This window comes from Labrys okinawensis (assembly GCF_047345005.1).
GTDB classification, from domain to species: domain Bacteria; phylum Pseudomonadota; class Alphaproteobacteria; order Rhizobiales; family Labraceae; genus Labrys; species Labrys okinawensis.
This window is the reverse complement of the sequence record NZ_CP178864.1, coordinates 1,361,309-1,376,188: the sequence shown is the minus strand read 5'-3', so window position 1 is coordinate 1,376,188 and position 14,880 is coordinate 1,361,309. Positions and strand designations below refer to the sequence as shown.

11 protein-coding genes are annotated in these 14,880 nt (G+C 64.2%); 5 read left to right on the top strand and 6 right to left on the bottom strand.

Annotated features, from left to right (window positions below; translation table 11 throughout):
- Window positions 1-2: 2 nt before the first annotated feature.
- The 4 genes from ACMDCR_RS06590 to ACMDCR_RS06575 all read right to left on the bottom strand — a co-directional run bounded on the left by ACMDCR_RS06590 (window position 3) and on the right by ACMDCR_RS06575 (window position 5,939).
- On the bottom strand, window positions 3-3,464 hold the full coding sequence (locus ACMDCR_RS06590) for a helicase-related protein (protein WP_413991755.1): 3,462 nt from the start codon (window positions 3,462-3,464) through the stop codon (window positions 3-5).
- Window positions 3,465-4,259: 795 nt separating this feature from the next.
- Window positions 4,260-4,508, bottom strand: a complete 249-nt coding sequence (locus tag ACMDCR_RS06585; protein WP_413991754.1) for a hypothetical protein — start codon at window positions 4,506-4,508, stop codon at window positions 4,260-4,262.
- A 230-nt stretch (window positions 4,509-4,738) separates the two neighbouring features.
- On the bottom strand, window positions 4,739-5,221 hold the full coding sequence (locus tag ACMDCR_RS06580; RefSeq protein ID WP_413991753.1) for a cyclic nucleotide-binding domain-containing protein: 483 nt from the start codon (window positions 5,219-5,221) through the stop codon (window positions 4,739-4,741).
- Window positions 5,222-5,252: 31 nt separating this feature from the next.
- On the bottom strand, window positions 5,253-5,939 hold the full coding sequence (locus tag ACMDCR_RS06575) for a response regulator transcription factor (RefSeq protein ID WP_413991752.1): 687 nt from the start codon (window positions 5,937-5,939) through the stop codon (window positions 5,253-5,255).
- On the opposite strand from ACMDCR_RS06575, the gene ACMDCR_RS06570 reads away from it, so the two are divergent.
- Entirely contained in the window at window positions 5,938-6,132 is a 195-nt protein-coding gene (locus ACMDCR_RS06570; protein ID WP_413991751.1) for a hypothetical protein, read from the top strand. The genes ACMDCR_RS06575 and ACMDCR_RS06570 overlap by 2 nt on opposite strands.
- Window positions 6,129-6,659, top strand: coding sequence for a L,D-transpeptidase family protein (locus ACMDCR_RS06565; RefSeq protein WP_413991750.1), 531 nt, complete (start codon window positions 6,129-6,131; stop codon window positions 6,657-6,659). The genes ACMDCR_RS06570 and ACMDCR_RS06565 overlap by 4 nt, the downstream gene beginning before the upstream one ends.
- A 65-nt stretch (window positions 6,660-6,724) precedes the next feature.
- On the opposite strand, the gene ACMDCR_RS06560 is transcribed toward ACMDCR_RS06565, so the two are convergent.
- Window positions 6,725-7,387 carry a YggS family pyridoxal phosphate-dependent enzyme gene (locus ACMDCR_RS06560; RefSeq protein WP_413991749.1) on the bottom strand — a complete coding sequence of 221 codons (663 nt, stop codon included), beginning with the start codon at window positions 7,385-7,387 and terminating at the stop codon, window positions 6,725-6,727.
- A gap of 149 nt (window positions 7,388-7,536) precedes the next feature.
- Between ACMDCR_RS06560 and ACMDCR_RS06555 the strand changes: the two genes are divergently transcribed.
- Complete coding sequence (locus ACMDCR_RS06555) at window positions 7,537-8,304, top strand: hypothetical protein (RefSeq protein WP_413991748.1); 768 nt, start codon at window positions 7,537-7,539, stop codon at window positions 8,302-8,304.
- Window positions 8,305-8,349: 45 nt separating this feature from the next.
- Here ACMDCR_RS06555 and ACMDCR_RS06550 read toward each other — a convergent pair whose 3' ends face one another.
- Window positions 8,350-11,514, bottom strand: coding sequence for a hypothetical protein (locus ACMDCR_RS06550; RefSeq protein ID WP_413991747.1), 3,165 nt, complete (start codon window positions 11,512-11,514; stop codon window positions 8,350-8,352).
- A gap of 216 nt (window positions 11,515-11,730) precedes the next feature.
- Here ACMDCR_RS06550 and leuS point away from each other — a divergent pair, with 216 nt between their 5' ends.
- Window positions 11,731-14,358, top strand: coding sequence for a leucine--tRNA ligase (gene leuS, locus ACMDCR_RS06545; RefSeq protein WP_413991746.1), 2,628 nt, complete (start codon window positions 11,731-11,733; stop codon window positions 14,356-14,358).
- Window positions 14,345-14,875: an LPS assembly lipoprotein LptE gene (gene lptE, locus ACMDCR_RS06540; RefSeq protein ID WP_413991745.1), complete on the top strand. Its 531-nt coding sequence runs from the start codon at window positions 14,345-14,347 to the stop codon at window positions 14,873-14,875. Before leuS ends, lptE begins: the two co-directional genes overlap by 14 nt.
- The last annotated feature ends 5 nt before the right edge of the window (window positions 14,876-14,880 follow it).

Sequence of the window (14,880 nt, the reverse complement as noted above, 5' to 3'; positions counted from 1 at the left end):
GTTTATTTTTTGTCCGGTTTGCCGCCCTGCATCTGCTCCTTCAGCGCGAGGAGCTTGGCGAAAGGCGAGTTCGGATCCGGCGCGCGGTTGGATTCGCGGCCTTGCGGCTTGGCATCGCTCGACCAGTTGCGCGGACCACGATCGCCGCCGCGTTCCTGACGGTCTGGACGGGGACCACGGTCACGATCGGGCCGCCCTTCCCCGCCACCGTGACGGCGCTGGCCGTCGCCAGGCTTGCCCTCGGGGCGCGGACCCCGCGCCTCGAAGGGCTTGCGGTCGCCGTTTGGCTTGCCATTGCCGCGATCCTCGCGCCGAGGCCGGTCAAACCGACGCTCGGTCTGCCGGGCTTCGCCGCTTTCGACGGGAGCCGGTACGGCCCCGTCGGGCGGTGCGGGACGTCCGCGGCGGAAACCACCGGCGGCGCCATTGTCGCCTTGGCGGTCGCCAGCCGGCTGACGCTCGGCGCCCGCCTGGCGATTGCCGTGCTGGGGCCGGCCATGATAATGCGGGCGCTGGTGATGGCGCTCGAAGCGCGCCGGACGCCAGACTTCGATTTCCGGAATCTCCTCCGGCGTGGCCTCGGGGGCCGGTGCTTCGTCAGCCTGCGCGGAGACGGCGCTCTGGCCGGTAGGTTCCTCGCTGGCCGGAGCCTCGTCGGCAGGCGATTCGGCTGCCGTCTCGCCGGCCGCCTGCTCGCTGACTTCCTGGAAGGACTCCTCGTGCGGCGGCGAGGCCACCGCTTCCATCGCATCGATCTCGGCCGGTGCAGGCGCCGCAGCCTCGACGGGCTCAGCCTCGGGTACCGCTTCGATCGGCGCAGGCTCGGCGGCGAAGGCGGCCTCCTGGGCCGTCTCTTCGACCGTCTGTTCGACTGTCCCTTGGCCGGTTTCCGTGGCCGGCGCCACCGCTTCATCCGCTGCGGGCGCAGCCGTGGCCTCCTCGGTCGCGGCCGGTGCCACCGGCTCGGTCGGCGCCGGCAGACGGATCTCATGGGTGATCGCCGGGCCCTTTCGCTTCTCGGAGCGATAGCCGAGGCCCCGCAGGATCGAGGCGAAGTCCTCGCCAGAGCAGCCGACCAGCGAGGTCATCTGCACGGTGGCGACGAAGCCGTCGCCATCGGCGGTGCCGGAGGGGGGCTGACCGACCGTGGTTCCAGGGCGATAGGCGATAGCCGGGCGAATCAGGTCTGCCAGGCGCTCGAGAATATCGACCCGCACCGCGCGCTCGCCGCAGACGCGGTAGCCCACCAGCCGATAGAGGTTCTTGTCGATCGACTTGTCCGATGGCATCGAGGTACGGCCGGAAGCGGCCAGATGCGGGATCTCGTCGAGGCCCTTCTGGTCGAGACCGCCATGGGTCAGCGCCCAGAGCTGGGCCGCCAGGGCTCGCGGCGCCGGCTTCATCAGCGCCGGTAGATAGATGTGATAGGCGCCGAAACGCACGCCATGCTTGCGCAGCGAGGCGCGCTGGTTCTGGTCGAGCTGCTTGAGATCCTCGGCCACCTTGGCACGGTCAAGCACGCCAAGCGCCTCGACGAGCTGGAAGGCGATGCCCTTGGCGAGTCCCTGCAGATCCTCGGCCTTGTCGAGCGCCAGCAGCGGGCCGAGCAGGCGGGTGATATGGTTGCCGATCCAGATGTCGAGGCGGGTCTGCACCGCATCGCGGGCCGGGCCGGTGAGCTGCTCGTCGGCCAGCAGGCGGATGCGCGGCGCGAGAGGCTTCTCACCGCCGAGAAGCTTGGCCACGGGCTCGCCGATCCAACGCACGGTGCCATCGGTGGCCAGGGCGAACTCAGTATCCGGCGCCTGCGAGAATTTCTGGCTGCGGGACTCGATCTCGCCGGCCAGGGCCTTGGCCGCGGCGGCTCTCAGGGCACGGCCGCTTTCCCCGTCACCAGCACTCGGATCCGGGGCGAACTGGAAGCCCTGCAGCGTTCCGACGTGCTGACCTTCGACAATCACATCGCCGGTTTTGGTAATTTCAGTCTCAAGCATCGCGTTTTCTCTAAGGCGCCGCATCAGCACGCTGGTGCGACGGTCGACAAAGCGTTGGGCAAGCCGTTCGTGCAGGGCGTCGGAGAGCTTGTCCTCCACACTGCGTGTCACACCTTGCCAATGAGCGGGGTCTTTCAGCCAGTCAAGCCGATTTGCCGCAAAAGTCCAGGTTCGGATATGGGCGATACGCGTGGAGAGCGTATCGATGTCGCCGTCGGTCCGATCCGACATGGCGACCTGACGGGCGAACCAGTCGTCGGGGACCTTACCCTCCCTCATCAAGAATCCATAGAGGTTCGTGATGATATCGGCATGGGAGTGCGGCGAAATCTTGCGATAGTCGGGAAGGCCCGCCACTTCCCACAACCGCGCGACCGCCTGCGGCCCGTGGGCGTATCGGCGCACCTCTTCATCGCGAGAGATGATCGAGAAGGCGCGGATATCATCGGAATCGGGCGCACGGGTGAGCCCCTGCTCCTCGGGCACGGCCGAAAGCGAAGCCTGCAGTGCCTGCATCGATGAAAAATTCAGGGCTGGATTGCGCCATTGCAGCACTTTGACGCTGTCGAAAGTGTGACCCTCGATGGCTTCGACCAGTTCGGGCTCCAGTGGATCGCAGCGCCCGGTCGAGCCGAAGGTGCCGTCGCGGACGTGGCGCCCGGCGCGGCCGGCGATCTGGCCGAATTCGGACGGGGTCAGGCGACGAAACTGGTAGCCATCGAACTTGCGGTCGCCGGCAAAGGCGACATGGTCGACATCGAGGTTGAGGCCCATGCCGATGGCATCGGTGGCGACCAGGAAATCGACGTCGCCATTCTGGTACATCGCGACTTGCGCATTGCGTGTGCGCGGCGACAATGCGCCCAGCACCACGGCAGCCCCGCCGCGCTGGCGGCGGATCAGCTCGGCAATGGCATAGACCTCGTCGGCCGAGAAGGCGACGATGGCCGTGCGGCGCGGCAGGCGAGTGAGCTTGCGGTCTCCGGCGAAGAGAAGGTTCGACAGGCGGGGGCGCGTGACGACATTGACGCCGGGAATCAGCCGTTCGACGATCGGCTTCATGGTCAGCGAACCGAGCAGCAGCGTCTCATGCGTGCCGCGGCGGTTGAGCAGGCGGTCGGTGAAGACGTGGCCACGCTCGAGGTCGGCGGCGATCTGGATCTCGTCAAGTGCCACGAAAGGCACTTCGAGATCGCGCGGCATTGCCTCCGCGGTAGCGACCCAATAGCGGGCCCTGTCGGGCTTGATCTTCTCTTCGCCCGTGACGAGCGCCACGAATTCGGCGCCGACCCGCTCGACAAGCCTGTTGTAGACCTCGCGCGCCAGGAGGCGCAGCGGCAGGCCGATGATGCCGGCGCCATGGCCGAGCAGCCTCTCGATGGCGAGATAGGTCTTGCCGGTATTGGTCGGGCCCAGCACCGCAGTCACGCCACGGGCGCGCACGGACGGGGGCAGGATGGGAGGCAGCATCAATGTCTCGGCGGTCTTTCGGGCGTCAGTCTCAGTGGCGGATGCCGAAACATCCAAGATTACGAATTGCCGGACACCCCATGCCCTGCGACGGCGAACTCTCTGTCTTCATGCGTTTCCTTAATTGGAAAGCCTGTCGACCTGGCTGGGAATTGCTCTGGGAAAACACCAATCAAAGGGCCATTTCCTGCCTTCTGGTACCAGACTCGGAAGAGCCTGTCTTGCTATGAAGCACAATATGGCGATCGCAAAGCCAAAATTTAACCCCTCGAACGGCGTGGGAACGAAGCGCGCCCGAATCACCGTCCGCCCCGTTTTCGCACCTTGTTCGCCCCTCGGATGGCATGGTTAAGGCCGAACAGTCCTCCAGGACGGGCTTGATGTCAGCCCGATCCCGATTTGGACCAGATCAGGGCCGCGATCGCCCGACCGATTAACGGATGGAACGGGGCTTGAACGGAGCGCGCCCGAATCGCTGTCTTCCACGTCCGCGCCCTACAGGGCCGGCCATCCATCCCTCGAAGCCCCCTTCGACGCCGCCTTGCGACACAATAATGCCGAAGGAGGTGATCCGGATTTGGCCACCGTCACAGCCGCTCCCGGCCTCATGGTTAAATCCTGAAATGGATCGGCCCGATGGCAATTTCGCTTATGCGTTTAAGATCTGGAACGAGGCTCGAACGAAGCACGCCCGAATCGCTTCGCCAGTCATTTCGGCGACGGACGCTCACCCCACGCGATTACAAAAAAGGCGGGCCGTAGCCCGCCCGCCGTCTGCGCTTCGAACCGCGCGCGCTACCACCGGTGATAGTAGCGATGAGGACGATAGTAACGCGGGCCGTAATAGTGGCGCGGGCCGTAATAGTAGTGAGGTCGGTAGTAGCGAGGCCCGTAATAATGGCGCGGTCCATAATAGCCATAAGGGCGGATGGGTACGCAGCGTCCCCATCGATTCTGGACCCAGCCGCGCCCGCAGGGCCACACGACATCCTGAAGAAGGTTGGGCGCGCCCTGCTGCTGGTTCGCAGCAGGCGCAATCGGCATGGCCGAAGACGTTTGCACTGTCGCGAACAGCCCCATGAAGGCGATGAAGGCAGCTAAGATCAGTCTGACGGGTATTTTGATCCCCCTAGTCTCCTCAGCATTCCAGTGAAGCGAGGCTAGCAATCGCTGGGTGAACCGTCTCTGAATAAGGACAGTACCGTCCCGCGGCGAAACGGCTTTGACTACTGTTTTTAAGATCTTGAACAGGGCTGGAACGAAAGGCGAGCGAATCAGCTCTTGGATGACTTCGGACCGGTTTCTTCCGACCCCATCTCGATCAGCCTCTTCTTCACCTCGGCGAGCTCGTTCGAGATTTCGAGCACACGCTGCCGGAGTTCCGCGGCGATACGGGCGGCGGTGGCAGGATACTCCTCCAGCGTGCGGCGGAACATCTGGCGCGACAAGCGCAGGATGACCGTGGGCTCGCGGGCGATAGCGGTAGTGGGGCGCCGCGTCTCCGACACCAGCGCCATCTCGCCGATCAGGGTGCCTGGACCGACGATGGCGGTGGCGACATCGTCGTCGATCAGGGTGATGCTGCCGCTGACCACCACGAAGCTGTATTCGGAGATATCATCTTTGCGGAACAGGGTGTCCCCCGCCCGCAGGCGCCGGCGCTCGGAGGAGAAGGCGAGGAGGCGCAAGGCATCGCGGTCCATGTCGCGGAACAGCGCGACCTGAGCCAGCAGAACCATATCTTCGTCAAGCGCCATACGCGATTATCGGTCAGAAGGCCCGCCTGGATCAGGGAACGAGCTTGTAACCGCCCCCCTCAGTCACGAGGAGAGCGGCATTGGAGGGATCCTTCTCGATCTTCTGACGCAAACGATAAATATGCGTTTCCAGCGTGTGGGTGGTGACGCCGGAATTGTAGCCCCACACCTCCTGCAGGAGCACGTCGCGCTGCACCGCCTTCTGGCCCGAGCGGTAGAGATAACGCAGGATCGAGGTCTCCTTCTCCGTCAGGCGGACCTTGGAGCCCTTTTCGGTCAACAGCAGCTTGGACGCCGGCTTGAAGGTGAAGGGCCCGATGTTGAAGACGGCATCCTCGCTCGTCTCGTGCTGGCGCAGATGCGCGCGTACGCGGGCGAGCAGCACGGCGAAACGGAAGGGCTTCACCACATAGTCATTGGCGCCCGCTTCCAGGCCCAGGATGGTATCGGCGTCGGAGTCATGCCCGGTGAGCATGATGATCGGTGACTTGAAGCCGTTCTTGCGCAGAAGCTTCACCGCCTCGCGGCCATCCATGTCCGGCAAGCCGACATCCATGATGACGAGATCGAGATGATCGCCCTTGGCGACCTGCACGGCGCGACTGGCCGATTCGGCCTGGACGATCTCGAACTCGTCATAGAGTGACAATTGCTCCGCCAGGGCCTGGCGGAGGTCGTTTTCGTCATCGACTATAAGAATTTTGCGACTGCCGGACATGACAATCCCCAAAGGCAAGACAGCGGAACTTTACAGACAGGCGGGGCGCTTTGCAGGGCGCGGCAGCAAGGCCTGCGATAATGCTTTGCAAGGCCTCTATCGCATTATGGGAGCATGCGCCATGATTTGTGAAATAGCGGGATGCTCTTTCGACAAAGAATTTACGATGAAGAAGCAGGAAATAACGCCGTGAAGCGCCAAATCAGGCTCCTGCGCGTGCAGGCTTCGCCGCTCTGCCACACGAAGGGACGCCTGACCATAGCCGGCGTAACGTTCCCCTGCGTGCTCGGGCGCAGCGGCCTCGTCACGGCCAAGCGCGAGGGCGATGGCGGCACGCCGCGTGGCGCCCTGCCCCTGCGCGGCCTGCTGCAAAGGCGCGACCGCGGCCCGCGCATCCCCTCCGCCCTGCCCTTCCATGCCATACGGCCAGAGGACGCCTGGTGCGACGATGTGGCCGACCGGCGCTACAACAAGCCGATCAAGCGCCCCCTCGACCAGACGAGCGAAGAAAGGCTGACCCGAGCCGACAGGCTCTACGACGTCATCATCCCACTCGGCTGGAACGACGGGCCGATCGTGAAAGGTCGAGGCAGCGCCATCTTCTGGCACCTGTCGCGCGAGAACGGCTCGCCCACGGCGGGCTGCGTGGCAGTGACGCCCGACGTCTTCCGCAAGGTGCTGCCCCGCCTGTCGCGCCATGCGGTGATGGTGATCGGGTAGCCTGGGAGCGCGGACGTCCTGCCCCACCTTCGATTCAAGAGCGGACATCCTGTCCGCGCTCCCAGTCACCTTGCCCCGAAGATCGCACTGCCCACACGCACATGCGTGGCGCCAACCTCGATGGCCGTTTCGAAATCGCTGGACATGCCCATCGAAAGCACGGCCAGACCATTGCGCCTGGCGATCTTGGCGAGCAGCGCGAAATGCGGCCCCGGCGACTGATCGACCGGCGGGATGCACATCAGACCCTCGATCTCGAGGCCGTGCTCCTGCCTGCAGGCGGCGATGAAGGCATCCGCCTCCTGCGGAGACACGCCGGCCTTCTGCTCCTCCTCACCGGTGTTCACCTGCACGAGGAGACGTGGCGCCTTGCCCTGTCGGGCGATCTCCCTGGCGAGCGCCTGTGCGATCGAAGGGCGATCGACGGTGTGGATCGCATCGAATAGGGCAACCGCCTCCTTGGCCTTGTTCGACTGCAGAGGGCCAATGAGATGGAGCTCGATATCGGGATAGGTCTCCTTGAGGCCCGGCCATTTGCCCTGCGCTTCCTGCACGCGGTTCTCGCCGAAGACGCGTTGGCCCCATGCAAGCACCGGCTCGATCGCTTCCGGTCCGAAGGTCTTGGAGACGGCAACCAGGGTCACCGAGCCCGTCGGGCGATGGGCATCGGCCTCCGCACGTGCAATGGCGAGACGGACTTCGGCAAGACGGGCTGTGGCATCGGACATTGTTGCTTCCTGGGGTGCTTCCATCGGGTGCACGAACGGACGAATCGAGCCCGGAGATAGCGCCGGCGTCGGCCGAAGGCTATCAGAACATCACTTTGCCATGATAAAGGCCCTCAACTCGAAGACCAATGTTTCAGGAAGAAGCGTCCATGTCCCCTTTCGCCGGTAGAAGAGCCATTGCCGCCCTCCTCGTCCTCGCAGGCCTGTCCCTGCCGGCCCGGGCGCTCGATATCGGGCCGCAGACGGTGCCGGTGAAGATCCTGGGCGTCACGGTCGATATCCCCATCACCGCCTCGCTCGACATGCACACGGACGCCGATCGCATGGCGGTCAATCTGGTGGCGACCGGCGACCTCAAGGACCTGCAGGACAAGGCTCTGGAGATCGCCAAACGCCTGCCGCTCCCGGACGATGCCTGCCGTCACAAGGGAGCCAACCTGGTGGTGAACAGCGTCGATGACGCCCATATCAGAGCGGATGGCGACACCGCCGTGCTCGACATTTCCGGCCATGTGACGGCCTGGGCGTGTGCGAAGGTACTGGGCCAGAAGGTCAAGACCAAGATCGCCACCGACACGATCTCGATCATCATTCCGGTCGAACTCTATACCCCGACGCCGCGCCAGGTCGCGCTGCGCGTCAAGGGCCAGGCGGACATCCGCACGGGCCATCCTGAAACCCTAGCGGCAGCATCCGCCATCCTCGGCGACGTCAATGCACAGCTTACCCAAGCCATAGCCAAGGCGCTGGAGTCGGACAAGGCCCAGGCTGTGGTGCCCGACATTCCCGGCCTCGATGTCAAGATCGACCGGGCGGATTTTGCCGAGAATCAAGGCTCGTTGCTGGTCAAGACCCATGTCCAGGGCCGCGCCACCAGCGATGCGGTCAGCGGGTTGCTGGAGTATCTGAAGCGCTAGAGAAAATCGCAATATATCTATAGCTCTTTGTTTTTACACACTTTTTCAATCGGAAAACCTGTCGACTCTTCTCGGAAATGCCTTGGCAAAGCTCTGGGGTCCGTCGGCTTTCGCGGACGGCCCGGACACCGGCACAGCCGAGGGTTTCGCTGCCCGGCGCTTCCAGGCTCCGCCCAGCGCCACGGTGTTGCCGAATACGCTTGCGCCGCCGGCAAGGGTCTGCACCGAGGCGCTCGGGGCCATGAAGCGCTCGGCGTCGATGTCGAGATGCCCGGCAATCGCCTCGACCAATCCTGGCGAGAGGCATGGCACCGTCGCAAGCTGCATGGGATCGCCGATTACGACGGCTTGCTTGGCACGCAGGAGGCCGCCGACCGCATGCTGAGGCGGAATCTCGCCGGCCCCGTCGATCAGGAACCAACCGAGTGCCTCCGGCTCCAACGCATCGAACCAATGCTCGGCTGCCTCGAAGGTGGTGGCGATGACCGGGATGGCGCAGGCGAAGGTCGCCCACAGGTCCGGCATGAGCGGGCGCATCTTCTCCGTCCATTCGGCATTGCCGGAGAAGCTGCGGAACAACAGGTCCAGATTGGAACTGACGGGCTTTGCGGCAGCATCGACGAACGCCCGGTGCAGTCCCATCGCCGCAGCGAAAAGGTCCTCGCGCAGCCGGTTGATCTCGGCGCTCAGCCAGGGCGTGTCGCGCTGGACCTCCATGTCCGGGCGGTCGAAGAAGGCGGCGTCGACGAAGCCGAGGCCGCTGAGGGCGATGGCGGCATCGATCGCTTCCGCCAGCGACTTTTTCCTGGCCTCGAGCTGCCCGGCAGTCTGACGAAGATTTGCCAGGAGAGCCGTCGCCTCGTCGTGCCGCGATCCCGCCGCCTTCAGCTGGCCTTCGAGGCCGGACAGCTTCTCTGATAGGTCGTCACGCTCACGCTCCAGCCGCTCCATGGCCTGGCTCCAGGCCAGGGGTTGCCTGGCGCCCACCAGGCGGCGCAGAAAGGAGGGCTTGCTGGCTGTGTGATCCTGCAGTGCCTGCTCGGCGTCGGCCAGGGCACGGCGGATCGCCTCGATTTGCGCGGTGAGATTGGTGAAGAGCGCGCGCGCCTCCTCCGCGACCGTTTCAGCGGACGTGAGCTGGAGCTGCAGCGCCTCTTCGGCCTCGGGATCGACCCGTTCTCCGAGCGCCTGGCGGCCACGCTCCAGAACGTCGAGCTGGGCCCTGGCTTCTTTCGCCTTCGACCTGAAGGCGCGCTGCGCCTCCTGCCAGCGCATCAGCGCTTCGGCTTTCTCCGGTGGCTTCTCGGCCTCCACCACGGCGGGCTTGCGACGCCGCCCGCCTTTGGCGGCGGCCACGCCGGCCTCTATGGATTGTGAGGCGCCGACGGCCTCGAGCAGATAGGGCCTCAGGCCGTATTCCTCATCGTCCCAGACCGTGCGCCTGAGCCGCGCCAGGTCGGACGCCCTGCCCAGCGCTGCGGCAACCAGGCCCCAGTTCCGCGGTCCTGCCTCATCCGCCTGGAAAAGACGATCTGCGACCGTGCTAAAATAGCGCAGATCGGCACGCGTGGCATCGATGGTCCGCAGGTCCATCAACTCGGTAACGATCTTTTCCAACGCATCGTTGGACGCGACGATCACGATCTCATGGCCCTTCAAGGCCTCGCTGACCACGTAGCGATCGGTGAAGCCATCCGTCGCCCGCACCTTGCCGATATGGGTGAACGCCTCTCGGGGATTGGCGATCTCGGACATCACCTCGGCCCGCCTAATCACCAGGGCGGCGATGAGATCGCGCAGCAAGGCGCCCTTTCCGGTGCCCGAAGGCCCGTTGATCGGCAGGAGACGGGATGCATCGCGCCCGTCGAGGGCCAGATTCACGGCTGCTTGCTGCAGGAGCACGAGCGGCTGTTCTGCTCCGGCTGGCCATTTGCCCGGCGGTATCCTGGTAGGAGAAATCGCATCCGCGAGCGCGATGTCGTTTCCACGCAGGTCGATCCGGCGGGAGGGAACCTTCAGACTGAGATAGCGGGCGAGATTCTCGTGGGGCCGGCCCTTCTGGAGCTGCTGCCGTGCCATCTCAAGATTGGCGAGATACGGACTTTCTACGGCCGGCGAATCGGGGAGCACCTCCCCGCGCCAGTTCCGCTCGACCCTAAGAGCGAAATGCGGTGAGACGGTAAGTTCAACCGGCAGTTCCAGCTTTTCGACAAGGTGCTGGAAAAGGCCTTGCAGCAGCGACCCTGTCAGAATGGGAGGCTCCGCCACCTCCCCCGCCGGCCACAACAGCCTCTCGGCCTCCAATGCGAGGACCTGCCGCGCCTGCGTCCAACTCGCAAGGGCGGCGAAGTCGCGTTTCAGGGCAAATGGCAGCGCCCAGGCAAAGCTTGAAATCGCCAGGGCGTTGCCCGCGATCGGCCTGCCATCGCGCTCCAGGGTCAGGATGGCGATCGGTGCGAAGCCGGAGGGTGCCGCGCCATCGATCTTCGTATCGCCGTAGAGCTCGAACAGGCGCGCCGCAGCCTCGTCCAGGCGAATGGCCCCGACGACGACCTGGTAGAACGGGCCACCCTGTACTTGGCCCTCCTCGCCCGACAGCCAGGGCAGGTCTGATGTAACAGCCAAGTCCGCGATGCCGACCCCTTTGCTCCCGATGAGATCGGAGGGCCTGCCATAGCGTCCATAAGGCGCCAGGATTTCCGCCAGCATCCAGGCATCGAGCACGCGGCGCGCCTGGGCCTGGTCCAGCGCCTGCGTTTGCAGGTTGTCGGAGGCCGGTTCCTGCCGAATGGGAGGTCGGCTGGTCTGGCTTGAACTCAGCTCCCTCGACGGTTCAGGCGGTGCGGTATCCTGTTCGGTGGGGGCGGGGGCAGGGGCCGGCGGAGCATCGGCGGGCGGAACGGTCTCGGTCTTCGTTTTCCGTGTCGGCGCCGCTTGCGGAGGTTTGGGCGCAGCGGCCTCCATGGTACTGCCGTCGCGGGGTTCAGCGGCATTCGGCTTCCTAGCGGTATGCCGCGGCTTCCTGGTCGCTTCGATATGATCCGACACCCTGCGGAGGAGCCTTTTGGCTTTCGGAACGCTGCGGCATTCCAACTCCTTGGCGACTTCCCTGATCTTCTTGTTGTCCTGGGCGAGCACCGCCGCCTCGAATGCTTCTTCGAGTTGCAGAATCGAAAATGCAATCAAGGGACGAACGTTCGGCTTGCCCATGCCCTGCCCTCACTGCCCCGCTGCAATACTGCCTATTTTGTGAACCATCCTAAGTTTTAGGCACACATTACGATTTGGGCAACGATGAACCTCATCTCTCTTCCTTTCCCCCACACAAAGCTGGCAATAACGGGATCGCCCCGCTAAAAGCCTTCATCCCCACATACCGACGAGACACGTACTCGTTCCCGCCTACCCTTTTTGAGTTGCTGTTCCATGACCACCGAGCGCTATAACGCCCGCGACGCCGAGCCCAGATGGCAGAAGACCTGGGCTGACAATGCCATCTTCGCGACCAAGAACGAGGATCCAAGGCCGCGTTACTACGTGCTCGAGATGTTCCCCTATCCCTCCGGGCGCATCCATATGGGTCACGTGCGCAACTACACCATGGGCGACGTTGTGGCGCGTTACCGCCGGGCCAAGGGCTTCAACGTGCTGCATCCCATGGGCTGGGATGCCTTCGGCCTGCCCGCAGAAAACGCAGCGGCACAGAATAAGTCGCATCCGGCGAAATGGACCTACGCCAATATCGACACGATGCGCGGCCAGCTCAAATCGATGGGCCTGTCGCTGGACTGGAGCCGCGAGATCGCCACCTGCGATCCCTCCTATTACCGCCATCAGCAAGCGATGTTCCTGGACTTTCTGCAGGCCGGCCTGGTGGAGCGCAAGGTCTCCAGGGTGAACTGGGATCCGGTGGACCATACCGTCCTCGCCAACGAGCAGGTGATCGACGGCCGCGGCTGGCGCTCGGGCGCGCTGGTGGAGCAGCGCGAGCTGGTGCAGTGGTTCTTCAAGATCACCGACTATTCGCAGGATCTCCTGGAAGCCCTCGATACGCTCGATCGCTGGCCGGACAAGGTCCGGTTGATGCAGAAGAACTGGATCGGCCGCTCGGAGGGTCTTCAGGTTCGCTTCATGCTGGACCAGGATACCGTGCCTGCCGGCGAGAGCGAGCTGCTGATCTATACCACCCGCCCCGACACGCTGTTCGGCGCCAAGTTCATGGCGATCGCGGCCGACCACCCGCTGGCCAAGGCTGCGGCCGAGAAGAATCCGGCCCTGGCTGCCTTCATCGAGGAAGTGCAGCGCACCGGTACCTCGGAAGCGGCAATCGAAACGGCGCAGAAGAAGGGTTTCGACACCGGAATCAGGGCGGTGCATCCCTTCGATTCCTCGTGGAAACTGCCCGTCTATGTCGCCAATTTCGTACTGATGGAGTATGGCACCGGCGCCATCTTCGGCTGCCCGGCCCATGACCAGCGCGACCTCGATTTCGTCAACACCTATGGCCTGGGCAACACCCCCGTAGTGTGCCCGCCAGGCCAGGATCCCACGAGCTTCGTCATCAGCGACACCGCCTATGACGGCGACGGTCTGCTGATCAATTCGCGTTTTCTGAACGGCATGACTATTGCGCAGGCCAAGGAAGAGGTAGCAAAGCGGCTGGAGAGCGAGACTCGCGGCAACATGCCTGTGGCCGAACGCAAGGTGAATTTCCGCCTGCGCGACTGGGGCATCTCGCGCCAGCGCTACTGGGGCTGCCCGATCCCGGTGATCCACTGCGAGGTCTGCGGTGTGGTGCCGGTGCCCAAGAAAGACCTGCCGGTCAAGCTGCCTGATGACGTCACCTTCGACAAGCCCGGCAATCCGCTCGACCATCATCCGACCTGGCGCCATGTTTCCTGCCCGCAATGCGGACACGATGCCCGCCGCGAGACGGATACGATGGATACTTTCGTCGACTCGTCCTGGTATTTCGCCCGCTTCACCGATCCGTGGGTTGAGACCGCGCCGACCATCCGCAAGGAGGTCGATGAGTGGCTGCCTGTCGACCAATATATCGGCGGCATCGAGCATGCCATCCTGCATCTGCTGTATAGTCGCTTCTTCGTCCGCGCCATGAAGAAGACCGGTCATGTCGGGCTGGACGAACCCTTCAAAGGCTTGTTCACCCAGGGCATGGTGGTGCATGAGAGCTATCGCGCCGCCAATGGCGAGTGGATCGTGCCGGCCGATGTGCGGATCGAGGGTGACGGCGCAGAGCGCCGCGCCTTCAACAGCCGTACGGGCGAGCCGCTCGAGATCGGTCCGATCGAGAAGATGTCGAAGTCGCACAAGAATGTCGTGGATCCCGACGACATCATCGCCGACTACGGCGCCGACACCGCCCGCTGGTTCATGCTCTCCGACTCGCCGCCCGAACGCGATGTGATCTGGACCGAGGATGGCGTGCAGGGCGCAGGCCGCTTCGTGCAGCGCATCTGGCGCATCGTAAACGAGATCGCGGCGGAGGGCACCAGGGCATCCGTCCCCGATGCGGGCGGCGAGGAAGCGCTCGTCATCCGCAAGGCGGCGCACCGTGCCCTCGCGGCAGTGGAGACCGATATCGAGCGCCTTGCCTTCAACCGCTGCGTCGCACACATCTACACGCTCACCAATGTCATGGGCCGCGTCCTGGACGGCTTCAAGCATGGCGAGGCCATCCCTCCCGATACCGCCGCCGCCCTTGAGGAGGCCGCTATCATCCTGGTGCAGCTCATCTCCCCTATGATGCCGCATCTGGCCGAAGAGTGCTGGACCTTGCTAGGTACCGGGGGCCTGGTCGCCGAGGCCGCCTGGCCAAAAACCGAAGCGGCGCTGCTGGAGGACGACAGCATCGCCCTGCCGGTGCAGATCAATGGCAAGAAGCGCGCGGATGTGACGGTGCCGAAATCGGCGTCGCCAAAAGAGGTCGAAGCTGCCACATTGGCGAACGAAGCGGTGCAGCGCGCCCTCGAGGGCCGCATGCCAAGGAAGATCATCGTGGTGCCGGGAAGGATTGTGAATGTCGTCGTCTGACCAACCCACCCGCCGGAAGGCTCTCCTCGCACTAGCGCTCGTTCCAACCTTGATGCTGGGCGGCTGCTTTCGCCCGATGCTGGCCGACCCCGCCAACGGCGCTCCCGGATTGAAGGACCGCCTTGCCGCGATCTCCATCGAACCCGTCGACGACCGCATCGGCCAGCAGGTGCGCAACAAGTTGTCGTTCAACCTGACGGGCGGCGACTATGCGCCGCCCACCCGATATACATTGACGCTTGTGACCTCCACCCTTACCGAGTCGGCGCTCATCAACGCCCTCAATGCTACGCCGCAGATAGACCTGGTCACCGTAACGGTCGACTTCACATTAAAGGATGCCGCAACGAGCAAGGTGCTCTACAAGGCCAAGATGAACACCCGCAAATCCTACGCCTCGGGCCTGCAGCGTTACGCCGCTATACGGGCTGAGCGCGACGCCGAAAACGACGCGGCTGGGGTGATGGCCGACCAGATCCGCCTGCGCCTGGCGACCTGGCTCGCCGATCACCCATAAGGGCG

Bases quoted from the DNA above. Each gene is read 5' to 3' on its own strand.
- ACMDCR_RS06550 (WP_413991747.1), bottom strand. From the start codon at position 11,514: ATGGGCAAGCCGAACGTTCGTCCCTTGATTGCATTTTCGATTCTGCAA.
- ACMDCR_RS06590 (WP_413991755.1), bottom strand. From the start codon at position 3,464: ATGCTGCCTCCCATCCTGCCCCCGTCCGTGCGCGCCCGTGGCGTGACT.
- leuS (WP_413991746.1), top strand. From the start codon at position 11,731: ATGACCACCGAGCGCTATAACGCCCGCGACGCCGAGCCCAGATGGCAG.
- ACMDCR_RS06585 (WP_413991754.1), bottom strand. From the start codon at position 4,508: ATGCCGATTGCGCCTGCTGCGAACCAGCAGCAGGGCGCGCCCAACCTT.
- ACMDCR_RS06575 (WP_413991752.1), bottom strand. From the start codon at position 5,939: ATGTCCGGCAGTCGCAAAATTCTTATAGTCGATGACGAAAACGACCTC.
- ACMDCR_RS06570 (WP_413991751.1), top strand. From the start codon at position 5,938: ATGACAATCCCCAAAGGCAAGACAGCGGAACTTTACAGACAGGCGGGG.
- lptE (WP_413991745.1), top strand. From the start codon at position 14,345: ATGTCGTCGTCTGACCAACCCACCCGCCGGAAGGCTCTCCTCGCACTA.
- ACMDCR_RS06580 (WP_413991753.1), bottom strand. From the start codon at position 5,221: ATGGCGCTTGACGAAGATATGGTTCTGCTGGCTCAGGTCGCGCTGTTC.
- ACMDCR_RS06560 (WP_413991749.1), bottom strand. From the start codon at position 7,387: ATGTCCGATGCCACAGCCCGTCTTGCCGAAGTCCGTCTCGCCATTGCA.
- ACMDCR_RS06555 (WP_413991748.1), top strand. From the start codon at position 7,537: ATGTCCCCTTTCGCCGGTAGAAGAGCCATTGCCGCCCTCCTCGTCCTC.